This is a genomic window from Aliikangiella coralliicola (assembly GCF_007004725.1).
Classification (GTDB): domain Bacteria; phylum Pseudomonadota; class Gammaproteobacteria; order Enterobacterales; family Kangiellaceae; genus Aliikangiella; species Aliikangiella coralliicola.
In genome coordinates this window covers 279,897-295,466 of record NZ_ML660167.1, presented here as the reverse complement: position 1 = coordinate 295,466, position 15,570 = coordinate 279,897, and the positions used below count along the sequence as shown (strand labels likewise).

Annotated in this window: 15 protein-coding genes; 9 read left to right on the top strand and 6 right to left on the bottom strand. The window is 42.4% G+C overall.

What is annotated here, in order from left to right:
- Positions 1 to 17: 17 nt before the first annotated feature.
- The 7 genes from FLL46_RS18770 to FLL46_RS18740 all read left to right on the top strand — a co-directional run bounded on the left by FLL46_RS18770 (position 18) and on the right by FLL46_RS18740 (position 7,251).
- Positions 18 to 1,253 carry a hypothetical protein gene (locus FLL46_RS18770; RefSeq protein WP_142932880.1) on the top strand — a complete coding sequence of 412 codons (1,236 nt, stop codon included), beginning with the start codon at positions 18 to 20 and terminating at the stop codon, positions 1,251 to 1,253.
- A gap of 24 nt (positions 1,254 to 1,277) precedes the next feature.
- The gene (locus FLL46_RS18765) at positions 1,278 to 2,246 is read left to right on the top strand and encodes a hypothetical protein (RefSeq protein ID WP_142932879.1); all 969 of its coding nucleotides are present in this window, start codon (positions 1,278 to 1,280) and stop codon (positions 2,244 to 2,246) included.
- Between the two features lie 1,344 nt (positions 2,247 to 3,590).
- Complete coding sequence (locus tag FLL46_RS27970) at positions 3,591 to 3,851, top strand: pentapeptide repeat-containing protein (RefSeq protein WP_142932947.1); 261 nt, start codon at positions 3,591 to 3,593, stop codon at positions 3,849 to 3,851.
- Positions 3,852 to 3,970: 119 nt separating this feature from the next.
- Positions 3,971 to 4,459, top strand: a complete 489-nt coding sequence (locus FLL46_RS18755; protein WP_142932878.1) for a hypothetical protein — start codon at positions 3,971 to 3,973, stop codon at positions 4,457 to 4,459.
- A gap of 89 nt (positions 4,460 to 4,548) precedes the next feature.
- The gene (locus FLL46_RS18750; RefSeq protein WP_142932877.1) at positions 4,549 to 4,980 is read left to right on the top strand and encodes a potassium channel family protein; all 432 of its coding nucleotides are present in this window, start codon (positions 4,549 to 4,551) and stop codon (positions 4,978 to 4,980) included.
- Between the two features lies 1 nt (position 4,981).
- Entirely contained in the window at positions 4,982 to 6,181 is a 1,200-nt protein-coding gene (gene gltS, locus FLL46_RS18745; protein ID WP_142932876.1) for a sodium/glutamate symporter, read from the top strand.
- A gap of 14 nt (positions 6,182 to 6,195) precedes the next feature.
- A complete protein-coding gene (locus tag FLL46_RS18740) occupies positions 6,196 to 7,251 on the top strand; it encodes a lipid A deacylase LpxR family protein (protein WP_142932875.1) in 1,056 nt (351 codons plus the stop codon).
- 35 nt (positions 7,252 to 7,286) lie between these two features.
- On the opposite strand, the gene FLL46_RS18735 is transcribed toward FLL46_RS18740, so the two are convergent.
- From FLL46_RS18735 to napE, 5 genes are all read right to left on the bottom strand, one after another.
- On the bottom strand, positions 7,287 to 7,877 hold the full coding sequence (locus FLL46_RS18735) for a cytochrome c3 family protein (RefSeq protein WP_142932874.1): 591 nt from the start codon (positions 7,875 to 7,877) through the stop codon (positions 7,287 to 7,289).
- Positions 7,878 to 7,887: 10 nt separating this feature from the next.
- Complete coding sequence (locus tag FLL46_RS18730; protein WP_246119352.1) at positions 7,888 to 8,418, bottom strand: nitrate reductase cytochrome c-type subunit; 531 nt, start codon at positions 8,416 to 8,418, stop codon at positions 7,888 to 7,890.
- A gap of 45 nt (positions 8,419 to 8,463) precedes the next feature.
- Positions 8,464 to 10,959, bottom strand: a complete 2,496-nt coding sequence (gene napA, locus FLL46_RS18725; protein WP_142932873.1) for a nitrate reductase catalytic subunit NapA — start codon at positions 10,957 to 10,959, stop codon at positions 8,464 to 8,466.
- Positions 10,956 to 11,225 carry a chaperone NapD gene (locus FLL46_RS18720; protein WP_142932872.1) on the bottom strand — a complete coding sequence of 90 codons (270 nt, stop codon included), beginning with the start codon at positions 11,223 to 11,225 and terminating at the stop codon, positions 10,956 to 10,958. Before FLL46_RS18720 ends, napA begins: the two co-directional genes overlap by 4 nt.
- Before the next feature lie 104 nt (positions 11,226 to 11,329).
- A complete protein-coding gene (gene napE, locus FLL46_RS18715; RefSeq protein WP_142932871.1) occupies positions 11,330 to 11,506 on the bottom strand; it encodes a periplasmic nitrate reductase, NapE protein in 177 nt (58 codons plus the stop codon).
- A gap of 209 nt (positions 11,507 to 11,715) precedes the next feature.
- On the opposite strand from napE, the gene FLL46_RS18710 reads away from it, so the two are divergent.
- Positions 11,716 to 12,663, top strand: coding sequence for a universal stress protein (locus FLL46_RS18710; RefSeq protein WP_142932870.1), 948 nt, complete (start codon positions 11,716 to 11,718; stop codon positions 12,661 to 12,663).
- A gap of 22 nt (positions 12,664 to 12,685) precedes the next feature.
- Here the strand turns inward: FLL46_RS18710 and FLL46_RS18705 are convergent, their stop codons facing one another.
- On the bottom strand, positions 12,686 to 13,093 hold the full coding sequence (locus FLL46_RS18705) for a truncated hemoglobin (RefSeq protein WP_142932869.1): 408 nt from the start codon (positions 13,091 to 13,093) through the stop codon (positions 12,686 to 12,688).
- A gap of 277 nt (positions 13,094 to 13,370) precedes the next feature.
- Between FLL46_RS18705 and FLL46_RS18700 the strand changes: the two genes are divergently transcribed.
- On the top strand, positions 13,371 to 15,494 hold the full coding sequence (locus FLL46_RS18700) for a mechanosensitive ion channel family protein (RefSeq protein ID WP_168204233.1): 2,124 nt from the start codon (positions 13,371 to 13,373) through the stop codon (positions 15,492 to 15,494).
- Positions 15,495 to 15,570 lie beyond the last annotated feature (76 nt).

The following is a 15,570-nucleotide window of genomic DNA, read 5'->3' as shown; positions in this document are numbered from 1 at the left end:
TAACAGGACCGAAACAGATGTCGCAAATCAGCCAAGCACTAACAGAACAAACAGGTGGGAGTGAAGAACCAGCCTGGCTGGCAGATTCTACTTTGTCAGCAGTGCGACCTCAGGTTAAGCGACTACTCGAACAATCGCCGGGGTTTCGCGAACTATCGGCCGATAAGCAAAAAGAAATTGCGCAAAATATGGTTCATGTCGCGGCTTATATGAGTAATCCGCAAGGTTTGGCGGAAAAAGAACTAACGCCGGGAGAAAATATTCTTGCCCATGCGCAAGCAGATGCAGTGGACAGTGCGAAACAAAAAGCGTCAGGGAAAATCGGTACATTTGCAGGCGCAGACTTTCAAGCTGGGGCCCTTGAACAAGGGGTCGAACAATTCAAAGAACTAATTGGCGCGGTCGACTTTCCAATGTTTGTCGGCGGGCTGATTGACAACGTCTTTCAGGCGATTGTTAACGCTTCGATTCAACAGATGGAAGCTTACGCTGATATGCTCAAAGCTGTTGCTCAAACCGTTGATCAGTTCGCTCAGGACAATATCAGTTTAAACAATGCACGCGATTGGCTGGTCGATAAATTTCCCGGTCAACTCGGTCTCGATGAAGAAAATATTGAGGAAAACGGTAGCCCTCAACTGGCAGTGCAAGGCGACGACGAAGACGCGTTTTACACCCAGGTAAATCAGGAAATGGAATTGGCAAGTCCGGTGTCGGATATTTCTGATCCAGAAGAAGAATCACGTTTAGTGCAAGCCGCCAGATTACAAATGGCTCGCTCCAGGCAACAGTTGTTAGCATCAATGGTTGTATTGGGAATCAATAGAATTGTGATTACCGATGGCGCTATTAACGCCAAAGTAGTATTTCGTTTAAAGGCTCAAGATGTGGCCGAACGAGGCGCTAAAGCTTCCCTGTATGATCGAGATTCCAGCTACAATCGCAATACCACAGCAGCTGGTGCACATTTTGGATGGGGCGGGGCTGCAACCAAAAACACCAACGTGCAGAGCCACATGACAGCCGTCTCCTCATCGGTTGACGAAACTTCCGAATCAAAAGCCGAAATAAAAAGCAAATTATCAGGGGAAGTTCGTGTGAACTTTAAGTCTGATTATTTTCCAATGGAAAAACTCGCATCTCCTGGAATGATCTCTGCCATACAAGGAAATGCGACGCCATTTGACCCTAACTATCTACCGGAAAAAAGATCGGCGGCAGGTTCGCAGCAAAGCGATAACAATAATCCCTGACCGAAGGAAATTACGAGGAAGTTGATGACCAGACTAAGCCAAATCTCTTCAAGATTTCTGCCCGTTGCTGAACCCATTAGTCCTCAACAGTTAGAACTAGCCGTCGATTTTGCGCAAGCGCTGGTGATGGAAAACTCGCCGAGTCTCGCTCAAACAATGCAGGCGCTTAGCGACATAGCTTTACCGGATTTACGCGGCGATATTAGCGGGCAGGCACGAGATTATTCTGCGTTAAAAACACTAGCGCCGCTTTACCTTGCATTTGAGTTAGAGCAGGCAGGGTTACTTACGACAGCTGAGAGAATTTCAGGGCTTTTCTTTAGCGGCGCAATTGATCAGAGCCTTGGCGATGCAGAGAAAGCCATCAACCAATTTTGGCAAAATCGCCATAAGCGTTTAAATCAATCGGAACGAGAAACATTACTCCAACAAACTTTTGAAGCACGATTTTTCTATCCGCAGTTTAGCAAACTATGCGAAGCGGTGACGGCCTTAGCCGACAACGAGCAACAAAGAGATTTTCAGGAAGAAGTGAGTCTGGATATCATTTTGCAGAGTCTCAGAGAATATTTTTACTCTCGCTCTCTTGGTATGATTACTTTTGCTTCCGAAGATATATTAAACTCGATATCACTCGCTCTCACATTCTTAAAAGCGCGCGCATTACTCACGGCATTTGGTGTTCATAGTTTGTGGGGATTGCTAGCGGTTAGTGCCGACAAGCAGGAATACAAAGTTCGACAGCACGCTGAAATGGCGAGTGCCGGTATGTATATTATCAATTGGATGGCGACTCCAAATGCGGGGCAAATTCAATTTAGTAATCCCCAAGTCTCATCGCGATTATTTTCGGCAGCGCACCGCTGGTTGCTTGCGTTTGCTACGCTCGAATCTTCTCCTGGACAATCGTTATTCGCAAGCGATAATTCAAACGGAAATAGTTCTTCTACACATAATTCAGCTAATCAAAACTTACCAGCTTGGATGACATGATGGGGCAGGTGGCGCAGGCGCAAGATCTCTATCGTAGCGATCATGAAGCACCGCCTGTCTGGTTGCGTTCAGCGGTTAAAAACTTACTAGATAACTCCGACAGTTATCGTCAACTGGAAGATTCCGAAAAGCGCAGCCTGGCGCGTGCGATGGTCAAAGTTTCAGATATCGCCGCAAAGTTAATTGCTGAAGAAAATCTGGCGCAATCTCGCGTTGAACAAGAACAAAAGGATCACCCTCAGTCAGAGCCAAGCCCAACCGCGCGAGCATTATCGGAACAATCTGATCAATCCAATGCCGAACAATCCGATACCGCACAAAACAAAGTAGAACCGATACTCGCCAGAGCACAAAGTCAGCCTGGCTTTGGTGAGTCGGCAAATCGAATTGCCGGTGTCACGCAAAGTGTTCTGAATGCAGTTTCATTTCCTCGTTTTGTCACTGATCTTGTTAACGGTGTTTTCACCGCGATGCTTGATTCAACCTCGCAACAAATGCAAATGTATGTCGAATTACTCAACAATGTTTCGGCTTCAGTATCAGGTTTTGAACAAACACAATTTTCTGCAAACGGTGTTCGCCAGTGGTTACTTGAACAGTTTCCCGGCTCGTTTGAACTGGAAGGCGGCGAAAGCGATTTTGAAGATGAGGAACCTGATGAAGATGATGAAGTAGAGCCCGCGAGATTGCGATTAAGATCGGGTGGCACCATGCCTTCACAGGATGCAATGCGCGCTGTTTTTGGCATGGAGCCAGAGGAAAATGTCACCGCCAGTAACCCTGAACAATTAGTACCTTTTGCCCGCCGCCAAATCGCGAGACAGAGACAACAAATGTTAGCGACAATGGTCACTCTTGGTATGCAGAGAATTGTTATCGATAGCGGAAAGATCAACGCGTCGATGCGTTTTCACATTGATACCAGGAGCGCTGCCAGCGAAGATCGTGGGCGTGAGTTTGGTATGCAAAACCGCGTTCGCGCATCGGGATCATTTGGCGTTGGTCCTTGGGGGGCATCGGCTGAAGTTGAAAATAATATCAGCTATGTATCAACCCAGAGAAGTCAGCGAACCGAAGAAATTAATACTGATCTCGAATTAAACTCCTCAGTTGAACTTAACTTTAGAACCGATTACTTACCTCTAAATCAAATGGCGGCTAGCGCTCAGGCCGAGCGAATAAGACAAGCTTCCCTAAACCCTACGCCAACAACAGATACAACAGCGAATAATCGAGCGGTTCGCCAAAGGGAGCAAAGAGCTGCGGAACAGCAACGGGCACAGAGAATCAGTAATTTAACACCACCGGCTATGGCAACCACACCTCTGACACCGCCAACCCCAAATAGCCGACAGACTCCACAGGGCCAGACTCCACAGGGCCAGACTCCACAGGGCCAGACTCCACAGGGCCAGACTCCACAGGGCCAGACTCCACAGGGCCAGACTCCACAGGGCCAGACTCCACAGGGCCAGACTCCGCAAGGTCAGACTCCGCAAGGCCAGACTCCGCAAGGTCAGGCTCCGCAAGGTCAGACTCCGCAAGGTCAGAGTTAACCAGCTAGATTTTCGAGAGGAAATCAGTCTTGTTTTCTGGCGATATTAAACAACTTTATCTAATCTATACGTTAGCGACTTGGCTAAATGGACTTTGATAAAAAACTGGAAGCAAGAAGATACTTGGCAAAGCCCGAAGTTTCATTAAGTATAAAAAATGAGAAACCAATGAACTATCTTAAAACTATTTATTACCTGATAAGTTTCACCATTGTTACTAGCCTGAGCACCGGGATTTCGGCTAGTGATAATTTTAACGAGGTTTTGCAGCTAGACAGAGCTAAATTGGAATTGAAACGGGAAAACTTTATTGCTAAGACTTTGATGTTATCAACAGATGAGAGCAAACAATTTTGGCCACTTTACAAAGAATATCGAAAAGCCGTTAGTAATATTGATACGAAAACTATTCAACTCCTGAAAGACTACGCCAAAAGTTATAACAACAATGAGGTTTCAAATGAAATCGCAAACAGGTTAATGAGCGAGTTTTTACAGGTTGACTTAAGTCGAATCAATTTAAAAGCTCGCTATATGAAAAAGTTTACAAAAAAACTGCCTGCTAAACTAGTATGGCGGTATTTTCATGCTGAAAATAATCTCGACACTATGATTCGATACGCCTACATCAGTCAAATACCATTGGTTAAACAGTAGTTTTTTCGATCAGTGGAAATAGCGCTTTATTGATTAATTTTTTATTGCGTATTTTTTATGGCTTGACCGATTAGGCATGCAGGTCCGAAATGGCATTTACATTGACTTTTATCAAATTATTCTTCTGGATTACTTACCTGGTGTCACCACTATTGCTGCTACTTTGCTTTATTGTCATTGTATTAGGTCAGTGGGTCGCCAGTATCGAAAAATGGAATCGCTTTGATGCACTTTATTGGACATTTATTACCGCAACGACTGTTGGTTATGGTGATATCAGGCCGCTAAAGAAAGCTTCAAAAGTAATATCTGTTTTAATTGCTTTTTTGGGTTTGATGTTTACCGGCATTCTTGTCGCAGTGACACTGAATACAGCTTCAGTTGCATTTGAAAAACACATCGATGAAAAAGAACTAAACAAACTTAAACAGGAGTTTAATAGTCAATTGGCGATGAAAGAATCTTTCTTTTCTAGCAAGATAAGTCGACCAACTTTGACCAACAAGCAAATAAACAATTAAAATGAATAACTATAACGTAGACAGTTTTCTTTCTTATACCATTGGAATTTTAGTATTTTTTATTGGAGTTCATCTTAATAAAAAATTTTCTGTTCTTCGCAATTTTAATATACCCGAGCCAGTGACAGGAGGGTTAATTGCTGCGCTAATTGTATTTGCGATTTATCTGATTGCAGATGTAGAAATTCAATTTGAGCTAGATACGCGTGATCGATTATTGGTTTACTTCTTTACGGCAATTGGCTTGAATGCCAGACTTTCAGATTTAATCGATGGCGGCAAGCCATTGTTTATTTTGTTAGTGTTAACTTTATCGTTTATCGTAATACAAAACGTCATTGGCCTGGCTGGCGCTCAACTGGTTGGTGTACCATCAGAAGTCGGTGTTCTTGCTGGGTCTATGTCTTTGATCGGTGGTCATGGAACAGCTATTGCCTGGGCTCCCGAAGTGTCTAAACAAGGAATTTCCAATGCGATGGAAATCGGCGTGGCCAGTGCAACCCTTGGACTAGTACTTGCTAGCCTGATTGGTGGACCGATAGCGCGCTTTTTGTTGAAAAAATATCAACTCAGCGGAAAACGGGAAGAGGAAGTCGAAGCAAGTGTTGGTATCGCCTATGATCAGACAGAGTCTATCAATCACCTCAATATCATGGCTGTACTGTTAACTTTGCATATCGCCATTATTCTAGGATATTTGGCTAACCAGGCTATTGCAGAAGCCGGTTTTAAACTACCGTTGTTTGTCACCTGCTTATTAACAGCAATCCTTCTTTCGAACTCGATTCCACGAATAATGCCTAAAATCCATTGGCCGGCGCATACCAGAGCACTGGCGCTTGTTTCTGATTTCTCGCTAGGTTTATTTTTAGCGATGTCACTAATGAGCATGCAGCTATGGACCATCGCGGAGTTGGCGGGTTCGCTTCTGATCATTCTGATTTTGCAAACGGCGATCGCGATAATGTTTATTTTGTGGATATTGTTCCCGCTGATGGGAAAAAACTATCAAGCTGCGGTTTTGAGCGCTGGATTCGGCGGCTTTGCCTTAGGTGCTACACCGACAGCAATTGCCAATATGACGGCAGTCACCAAAGCAAACGGTCCGGCACCTACAGCATTTATTATTTTACCGCTAGTAGCCGCTTTTTTTGTGGACGTAGCCAATGCTTTTGTGATCCGTATGGCTTTAGCGATGTAAAAAGGTACAGACAAATGCGAAAAAATAACCGGCAAAATCGCAGGTTGCATATACGAAAATTTCGTAAGATACCTATCACGGTATTGTTAATATCTTTTATTCTTCCATTGAATGCCTACGCAGAATTTGAGTGGGTATCTTACACGCTGGATAACGATTTATTTATCGGAAATGATAGTGGTTATACTAATGGTTTATCCGTTGCACTTTACGATAGTGAAGAAAGTAGTGGAGAAGAGGGAGGTTTCGCTGGAAAAGATCCTCAACCAAAACCATCCTGGATGTTATCGCCACTTTTGTGGTCTTTGAAGGATGAAGGCTACATGGGCGCCGTTAATATTTATACCATAGGCCAGTCGATGATTACTCCAGAAGACATTCAAGTTGAAGTTCCCAGTGAAGAAGATTTACCCTATGCAGGATTATTATTTATTAACAATACGTTTTTAGCGATCAACGAAAATTTTGCAGACAAAATAAGTACGTCGATTGGTGTCGTTGGCCCTTTGTCGCTCGCGGAAGAGTCGCAAAAATTCGTTCATGAATTGATCGGCGCTGATGAGCCTTTAGGATGGGATACCCAATTGAAAAATGAACTGGTATTCCAATTTTCAAGAGCGCGAGCTTGGCGGTCCTGGATTTCAGATGATCAAAGCATGGACCTTGTTACGAGTGTTGAAGCGAGTCTTGGAACAATTTCCAGCTCGGTTAACGTCGGCGTTATGTTCCGCTATGGAACAGATCTCAGCCGAACTTACGCGACAGAACTATTGAACACTACACGAACTTCAAACCCCGCGGCAATTGACGGAGGGTGGTACATCTACACAATTGTTAATTCAGGCTATCTTTTCAATCAAATTTTTACAGACGGAAATACTTTTCGAGATAGTCGTTCCATAGATTATCGAAACGAATTTGTTGGTATCAGCATCGGACTGGCGTATTCCTGGAAAGATTATTCGTTATCAGTTGCCTTTAATGATGCTAACTTGATAAGTGATGACTCTGAGGAACAATTAAAAAATCTAACAGAATATGGAACGATTACATTTGCTTATCGTTTTTGAGAAATAAATTGAAACGCATTTCCAGAACATAATTTTTAATTCCAGCCTTCAACGCCTTTCATATCAGGCAATTGATGTGCAATGCCTTTGTGACAATCAATACATGTTTTTTCACCGGAAGCCAAGGAAGTTGAATGTTGATTCGCTGCTCGTTCGCTTTGCTCGGTAAAATCCATATAGTCGAAGTTATGGCAGTTGCGACACTCAAGTGAGTCATTCGCTTTCAGGCGTCGCCATTCATTCTCGGCTAAGTGTCGCCGTAAATTCTGGAACTTTTCGCGCGTATTGATGGTACCAAATACTTTTCCCCAAACTTCTTTCGAAGCCTGCATTTTTCGTGCAATTTTATCAGTCCACTTGTGGGGAACATGGCAATCAGGGCAGGTGGCTCTCACACCGGAACGATTGCTAAAGTGAATAGTCGGTTTCAATTCCGCATAAGGGTTACTTTCCATTTCGTGGCAAGAAATACAAAACTCTTCGGTGTTGGTTAGCTCAAGCGCTGTATTGAATCCGCCCCAAAAAATTACACCGGAAATAAAGCCGCCAACTACCAGGAATCCTAAGCTAAAATGGGCGCTGGGCTTGCGTAATGTCTGCCAACCAAGTCGAATAATTTTTTTCACATGCAGTTCCTTAGCGATTAGAGTTTTTTGATTGCTTTTCTTTCATCAATTGATGCATGTCGACAAAGGTATTTTCAACCAGTTCTTTCGTTTTCATTTGGGTGACATGGCACTGATTGCAAAAGTACCGTCTGGGTGAAATCTCTGCGAGAAAATTGCCGTCTCTATCCATAAAGTGAGTAACGCTTACCATTGGTGCTTGCGAATCTTCAGTTCTCGAACGAGAATGACAGGACATACATTTATTCACTTTTAAATTGACTTCATAACCTCTCACAGTGTGAGGGATCAGAGGCGGCTGCATTGGATAGTTTCTTGTCTTTTTAATATCAGAGTTATCAACTTTTGGTAAAACCGCGGGTCGCTTCTGGTCATCGATAGCGGTTTCGTCACGTAATGTAGCAATTTCTTTTTCAGTGCTGAGCGCCATCTGTGACAACACTGCTGCGAATAAAAACAATGCACTAAACAAACGAGTTAATACTCGACTGCGTAGTAACTCGTTATTTGCTAAAGACCTTTTGGCTATCAACTGATTCATAGTGTACCGATTCTTATCAGGGTGAAAATTAATAATTTTTAGCTGCTATACACGTTCGATTTTTACTGCACATTTTTTATAATCGGTTTCTTTCGAAAGCGGATCAGTGGCGTCCAGCGTTAATTTGTTGACCAGCCGACTCGCATCAAAAAATGGCATAAATACAAGGCCAACCGGTACTTGATTTCTGCCTCGTGTTTCAATGCGCGTTTGCACCGAGCCACGACGCGAAGAAATTTTTACCAGGTCACCACGACGCATCCCGCGTTTCTTTGCGTCATCTGGATGCATATAAACCAGTGCGTCTGGCATCGCTTTATAAAGTTCTGGAACTCGTTGCGTCATTGAACCGGTATGCCAGTGTTCAATCACTCGACCAGTACTTAGCCATAAATCATATTCTTCGTCGGGTGACTCTGGCGCAGGTTCATAAGGCAACGCAAAAATAATTGCTCGACCATCAGGCTTACCATAAAACTCAAAATCGGCTCCAGGTTTAACGTAGGGATCGCTACCTTCCTTAAACCGCCACAAGGTTTCTTTGCCATCAACCACTGGCCAACGTAAACCTCTTTCTTGATGATAACGATCATAAGGTGCTAAGTCGTGCGCTTTACCACGACCAAACTGAGCGTATTCTTCAAACAGTCCTTTTTGAATATAAAATCCAAAATCACGGGACTCTTGATTTAGTCTTTCTTCAGGGACTTCCGATAAGGGAAACTTGCCGACGTCAGAATCTTTGAATAACACTTCAAATAAAGTTTTGCCTTTGAGTTTTGGTTTCTTATCCAACAAATCTTTAGACCAAACTTCATCGGTAGTGAATCTTTTTGAAAACTCGACCAGCTGCCACAAATCAGAACGAGCTTCACCGGGTGCATTTACCATTTGATACCAAGACTGAGTACGTCGCTCGGCATTACCATAAGCGCCTTCTTTTTCCACCCACATAGCTGTGGGCAAAACTAAATCTGCTGCCTGCGCAGTAACTGTGGGGTAGGGATCAGAGACCACAATAAAATTGTTCGGGTTGCGATAACCAGGAAAGGCTTCTTGAGCGATATTCGCCGCCGCTTGCATATTGTTGTTACACTGAACCCAGTAAAAATTTAACTTACCATCCTTAAGCATGCGGTTTTGGAGGACCGCATGATAGCCAGGTTTGGGTGGAATTGTGCCATCGGGTAATCCCCAGATTTTTTCCGCCTTTTTACGATGCTTCGGGTTGGCAACTACCATATCTGCCGGGAGTCGATGTGAGAATGTTCCTACTTCGCGCGCAGTACCACAAGCAGAGGGTTGGCCGGTTAGAGAAAATGGGCTGTTACCCGGCGTAGAGATTTTTCCGGTTAGTAAGTGAATATTATAAATAAGGTTATTAGCCCACACGCCACGAGTGTGTTGGTTAAATCCCATGGTCCAGAAGGAACAGACTTTTTTATTCGGATCAGCGTAAAGCTCAGCCAGTTCATTAAGTTTTTTAACTGACACACCGGAAAGTTTGGAAACCGATTCAGCGCTATATTGGCTGACAAATTTTGCATATTGTTTAAAGTTAATTTTCTTTGAGCCACCGGCTTTGTCAGCGTTTTTCGCTTTTTTCTCCAATGGATGTTCGGGTCTCAAGCCATAACCAATGTCCGTGTTACCCAATCGGAAGTTAGTATGCTTATTCACAAAATCAAAATTCACTTTTTTATTCTGAATAATATAATTGGCAATAAAATTGAGAATCGCCAAGTCGGTTTGTGGGGTAAAAATCATTCCATTGTCGGCCAGATCGAAACTACGATGGGTATAGGTTGATAACACCGCAACTTTGACGTGAGGCGCGCTCAATCTGCGATCGGTGATTCTGGTCCATAAAATAGGATGCATCTCAGACATATTCGATCCCCAAAGAACCATGGCGTCAGTTGCTTCAATATCGTCGTAGCATCCCATTGGTTCATCGATACCAAAGGTTCGCATAAAGCCACCAACAGCTGATGCCATGCAATGACGCGCGTTAGGATCAATATTGTTACTGCGAAATCCCGCTTTCATTAGTTTTACCGCGGCATATCCTTCCATTACGGTCCATTGACCAGAACCAAACATACCTATAGCGGTTGGTCCTTTATCTTTAAGTGTTTGTTTGGCTTTTTCAGCCATGATGTCAAATGCTTGCTCCCAGGAAATTGGTTCGAAGTCTCCGTCTTTCGAAAACTTTCCATTTTTCATTCTCAACATGGGTGAAATTAACCGGTCTTTGCCATACATTATTTTTGACAGAAAATACCCTTTGATGCAGTTTAATCCTTTATTTACAGGCGACTTGATATCACCATGAGTCGCGACAACTTTTCCATCCATGGTGGCCACATTAACACTACAGCCGGTACCACAAAAACGGCAGGGCGCTTTATCCCATTTTAGTCGTGTCTGGTTGCTACCGGTGATTAAGTTCGTTGCGGTCGCAGGGACACATATTCCCGCAACTGCAGCTGCCGCAGCAACCGCATTAGCTTTCATAAATTCTCTTCTATCTAACTTCATTGTGAATGATTCTCAGTAATATATTCGTGATAAACCGGTGCCAATGTTAGAATTCCTTCAATGCCTCTTAATGCTTCAATACTTTCACTAAGATATGCCTGGCTGTCGCCTTCTAGAGTTACCACTATTTTTCCGTTGGTGTTTTCTCCATGGACTTCTGCGCCTTTGATTTTCTCAACAAGAGATATCGTATTTTTTGTGCTACCGGGGATAGTCTGGCAAACTAAACTCGTCACATGGTGTTCCTGGGTTGTCTTACTTTTCATTTAGTCTATTAGAACCAAGTTAGGGTTAAGAATTTTTTAATGGAACAAATTGAACTGCTGGAAATTTATTATTTTAATAGATTGATTTTGCTTTAATTTTTCGCCTAACCGCCAGTCGGCGGACCAAAGTACATTTGACTAATCCACACGATAAATCCATAACCGCCGACGATCATGACTGATAAGATTGGCGCAACAAAAATGGTGAGAAATAAGAATGTGTTAAGTTCAGTACGGCGAGTTTCAGCACTATCGTGTTGTGCATTATCTGAGTCTTCCATTAATTCTCCTGATTACTCATTCGACAAGCCGGTGAGATGCATTGGAAAAGTATAGTCAGCTATTTTAGGACCGTCAATTTCAAACCGATTTGATTGATTCTGATCAACTAGGTCAGGTGTAATTAATGTTATCTTAAGAACTAGCTTTTAGATGATTCAATTTTAACTTTCTGAGTCTTACAATACTCCTTAACGGCTAGAGTCACACTATGAAAAATTTTGAACGAATACTGGTTATCCTGGATCCAAAACACGAAAAACACATTGAAATTGATAAAGCGATTGAAATAGCGTCTCGAAGTCGTGCAAGTGTCGACGTAGTAATTTTTCAACACTCATCGGAGTTGCCACGGTTAAAAACTTCAGGGCAGATAGACGAACTAAAGCAAACGATAGAAACTGCGCTTTCGGAAAGAGTAGTCGAAGTATTGAATCAACTCAAAACCGATCACATCAATGTTTCAGTTCGTGTCGAATGGTGTGAGCACATGGCCGTTACCGCTATCGATCTTGTTAAAAAATATCACTACGATTTATTAGTCAAAACACCAAATAGAGTGTCACCATTAGGGCGTTTAGTTTCCAGGCCAACAGACTGGAATATCTTACGAACCTGTCCTTGTTCTGTTTGGATTGTGAAACCAGAAAACGAATCAAGAAACGGGATTCTGGCTGCAGTTGATCTAGATGATGACGACATTGAAAGTCATAATGCGAAAAACAATAGCATGACCGTTCGAGTAGTTGAACAAGCCAACTACTTATCAAAGTTGTTTGATCAAAAGCTTGAGATAATCAATGCTTTTCCTGCATTGCCTGTAGCGGCCCACGTGCAATTCGTTAGCGTTTTTGAGAATGATTATCTGCAACAAGTAGAGCGAGAACGCCGACGTTCTTTAGAGAATTTATTAAGTTCGATGGGGATTACAGAACAAAACTGCCATGTTTTCGCAGGGGAGGCCAGCCAGGTCATAGTGAATTATACGGAAAGCAACCAATGCAGTTTGCTGGTTCTCGGTACCAATGCTCGTGATGGACTTTCAGGATTATTAACCGGTAACACCGCTGAATCGATTATCAGCCAGGTGGAATGCGATATTCTGGTGGTTAAATCTGCTGACTTTACCGCTCCGTCGTTAGCAGAATTCGTTAATTGAGTTTTAGTGGTTGGGTGAGAAACTATCGATTGCTCAGCTCTTCAGGGTATGTCGAATCCTGAAGTAGCGAATAAATCGCTCTTTTATAGGGTTCGCACAACTCCATAAACTCATCGATTAACTCTGGTGGAATATGAAGCTCGTGCAATGTTTCTTCTGTTAAGCTTAGCCATAAGCGAGCGTGTTCGATTCTGAGGCCTTTTCTAACCAAGGGTTTGTGAATTTTAATGAGCGTCTGTAAAGGTATTTCAGTTTGGCCACGTAATATCACAGTGAAAAACTGTCGCAGTTTCTTTTTTTGATTATTAATATCAACACCGTCAAAAAGGGGTTTAATATCATCGTATTGCAGAAACTTGCTATAAAAACGATTGACAGCAGCTTCAACGGTGGCTTCACTGCCAATTCTAGCAAATAACGAACTATTCACTTTCTCTCCTTATGAAACTCTTCAATTATTAAGCGTAGCTGAAAATATTATAGTCGCACAGAAATAACAAAAATTAGCAAGTTAACTAGTTATCAAGGTCGCCTGCTGACTGCGTAAAATGTGAAGCATTCGCGGTTAACTATTGTACAACAAGGGATATAATCGATTGTTTAAACTTGTTAAGCTTATTGCTCAACCTGGAAGTTGGGCCGCCGACATGGATAAAGCAAGGTTTAACAGGTATCTAATAAATCTCATAAGAGCAGTTCGATCTAATATGTCCAATAAAGTTTATCGCATTCTTAACATCATACTTATAGTGTGGTGTTGTGGTCTATTTGTTCCTTCCACATATGCACTATCTCAAGCGGAAGCCTCTGAAAAATTGCTTACACCAAATTTCGAAGAGATTAACAACGACTGGTGGACTGAATGGCCCCAGTTATCGCAAGAAGAAAAAAACAAATGGCTGACGGCTATTCGAAAGAACTTTGATGGTGTTGTGTCTGACATCGATTATTCAAGTGAACGACATGAAAACATTGTTTTGATTCATGATTTGTTGGACTCGTTAAATAAATTAGTCACTCATCAGCCTGAGGAGCAATTACCCGAACCCAAAAGCGAACTCACTTTGCAATCCTGGTTGGCACTGTATCGCTCAACGGAAAGACTCAACAACGAACGGCAAAGAATTCAAGCCGAAAAAAGACAAAGAACAGATGCAATAAGATATATTCAAGGGCAATTGCAAGAACTGAATGTGCTTCATCGAAAACTTGAGCCACAATCTTTTGAACGCGCGTCCAATGGAATCGCATTTTACGCCGCACAGATAAACATGCTTTACGCGCAGGAAAAATTAATCAGCACCGATAAACAACTTAACTCAACGCAGGCAAAGTTTAAGACAACAACACTTCGACTGGCACAAAGTGCGGAAGAAATTACTAGCTCCCCAAGTTTTGATAAACAACTGACGCTACAAAAAAATAATTTGCTGGCTAGCATTGAAAAACTAAAGAGTATTATGAGTTCTCTTCAAAGAAGAGCCTGGTCGTCACTGAAGGGTGAAAAAGAAATTGTTTTTCAACTGTCCTATCAGGAAGAAAAATTAAAACTGATATCGGCACAAAGCCAGTTATTGTCGATTGATATTCTCCTTCACATCAGTCAAATGTTGCAGGGAATGGGGCAAGTGTCTCAACCGGAGTGGGGCGGCAAAAAAGCACGACTTATCCAGGAGTATGAACTGCTCAACTCGCAGTTGGCCTCTTATCGCGAGCAAGTATTGGTGAGTGGTGAGGCGGCCAACGAAATGATCTATGCCAAAACTCAAAGGACGGTTTGGGAATATCTGGAGGCTAATCAAAAACTATCTAACGAATTAAAGTCGAAGCTTAGAGATGTCGACTTTTATTTACAGTCTTATCAGCAATTTATTTCATTGCGGAAAGGATGGTTATCTGAATTAGGATTTGGCTGGAGTTTATGGAGTGATCAAGCAGGTAGTAGTCTTGACAGCACTATTAACTTTACCTTGTTCACTGTTAATGAATATCCAGTAACGCTTTTCGATTTGTTAAACGCAATTTTGGTTATCGTGCTGAGCATTCTTTTTTCAAAGTTTCTGAAAAAGGTATTGTACAAATTCGGTCAGAAGAAAGCGGTAAGTGAATCAACAATATTTAACGTGGCGCGTGTTTTACACTATGTGATTATTACGACCGCAGCGCTCATAGCACTTTCTATTTTAGGTATCGATTCTTCGAAAATCACGTTAATAGCTGGGGCTTTGTCAGTTGGTATCGGTTTTGGTTTACAGGCAATATTTAATAACTTTGTTTCTGGCCTAATTTTGTTATTTGAACGTCCGCTAAAGGTCGGTGATTTAGTCGAACTGGAATCTGGCGTAAGAGGGCGGATCAAAGCAATTAATGTGCGTTCTACTCAACTAAAAACGAGAGACAATATTGATGTACTGGTTCCTAACTCCGAGTTTGTTAACTTCCGCGTCATTAACTATACCTTTTCAGATCCGCTCAGACGCATCCATATTCCTTTTAGAACTTCGCTCGATAGCGATAAAGATAAAGTAAGAAAGGTGGTGATTGCCGCGGCTGAAGAAATAAACTTTACTCAAAAAGATAAACAGCATGCGCCTGACTTATGGCTGAAAACTATCGGCGAATTTAGCCTGGAATTTGAACTAGTCGTTTGGGTTAATGCTAACAAACTCCCTGACAACGACGGTGTTGAAGCGGCTTATTTATGGAAAGTTGAATCTGCTTTGCGTGAGGCAAATATTGAAGTGCCTGTGCCGCAAAAGGAAATCTATTTGAAGCGAGTCACTAAGGTTAATAAAAGTATTATTTCAAGTTTGGAACACAGTGAGGATTAGTTTTAACGTTTGACCCGAGCCGATTGACCTTTTGATCAATCCAGAAAAGAGCTGCCCTTTTGTTAAAAGGACTGCT

What these genes read in the sequence shown, in the direction of transcription:
- FLL46_RS18770 (WP_142932880.1), top strand. Translation starts at nt 18, where the DNA reads ATGTCGCAAATCAGCCAAGCACTAACAGAACAAACAGGTGGGAGTGAA.
- FLL46_RS18765 (WP_142932879.1), top strand. Translation starts at nt 1,278, where the DNA reads ATGACCAGACTAAGCCAAATCTCTTCAAGATTTCTGCCCGTTGCTGAA.
- FLL46_RS18755 (WP_142932878.1), top strand. Translation starts at nt 3,971, where the DNA reads ATGAACTATCTTAAAACTATTTATTACCTGATAAGTTTCACCATTGTT.
- FLL46_RS18750 (WP_142932877.1), top strand. Translation starts at nt 4,549, where the DNA reads ATGGCATTTACATTGACTTTTATCAAATTATTCTTCTGGATTACTTAC.
- gltS (WP_142932876.1), top strand. Translation starts at nt 4,982, where the DNA reads ATGAATAACTATAACGTAGACAGTTTTCTTTCTTATACCATTGGAATT.
- FLL46_RS18740 (WP_142932875.1), top strand. Translation starts at nt 6,196, where the DNA reads ATGCGAAAAAATAACCGGCAAAATCGCAGGTTGCATATACGAAAATTT.
- FLL46_RS18730 (WP_246119352.1), bottom strand. Translation starts at nt 8,418, where the DNA reads ATGAATCAGTTGATAGCCAAAAGGTCTTTAGCAAATAACGAGTTACTA.
- napA (WP_142932873.1), bottom strand. Translation starts at nt 10,959, where the DNA reads ATGAAGTTAGATAGAAGAGAATTTATGAAAGCTAATGCGGTTGCTGCG.
- FLL46_RS18720 (WP_142932872.1), bottom strand. Translation starts at nt 11,225, where the DNA reads ATGAAAAGTAAGACAACCCAGGAACACCATGTGACGAGTTTAGTTTGC.
- napE (WP_142932871.1), bottom strand. Translation starts at nt 11,506, where the DNA reads ATGGAAGACTCAGATAATGCACAACACGATAGTGCTGAAACTCGCCGT.
- FLL46_RS18710 (WP_142932870.1), top strand. Translation starts at nt 11,716, where the DNA reads ATGAAAAATTTTGAACGAATACTGGTTATCCTGGATCCAAAACACGAA.
- FLL46_RS18700 (WP_168204233.1), top strand. Translation starts at nt 13,371, where the DNA reads ATGTCCAATAAAGTTTATCGCATTCTTAACATCATACTTATAGTGTGG.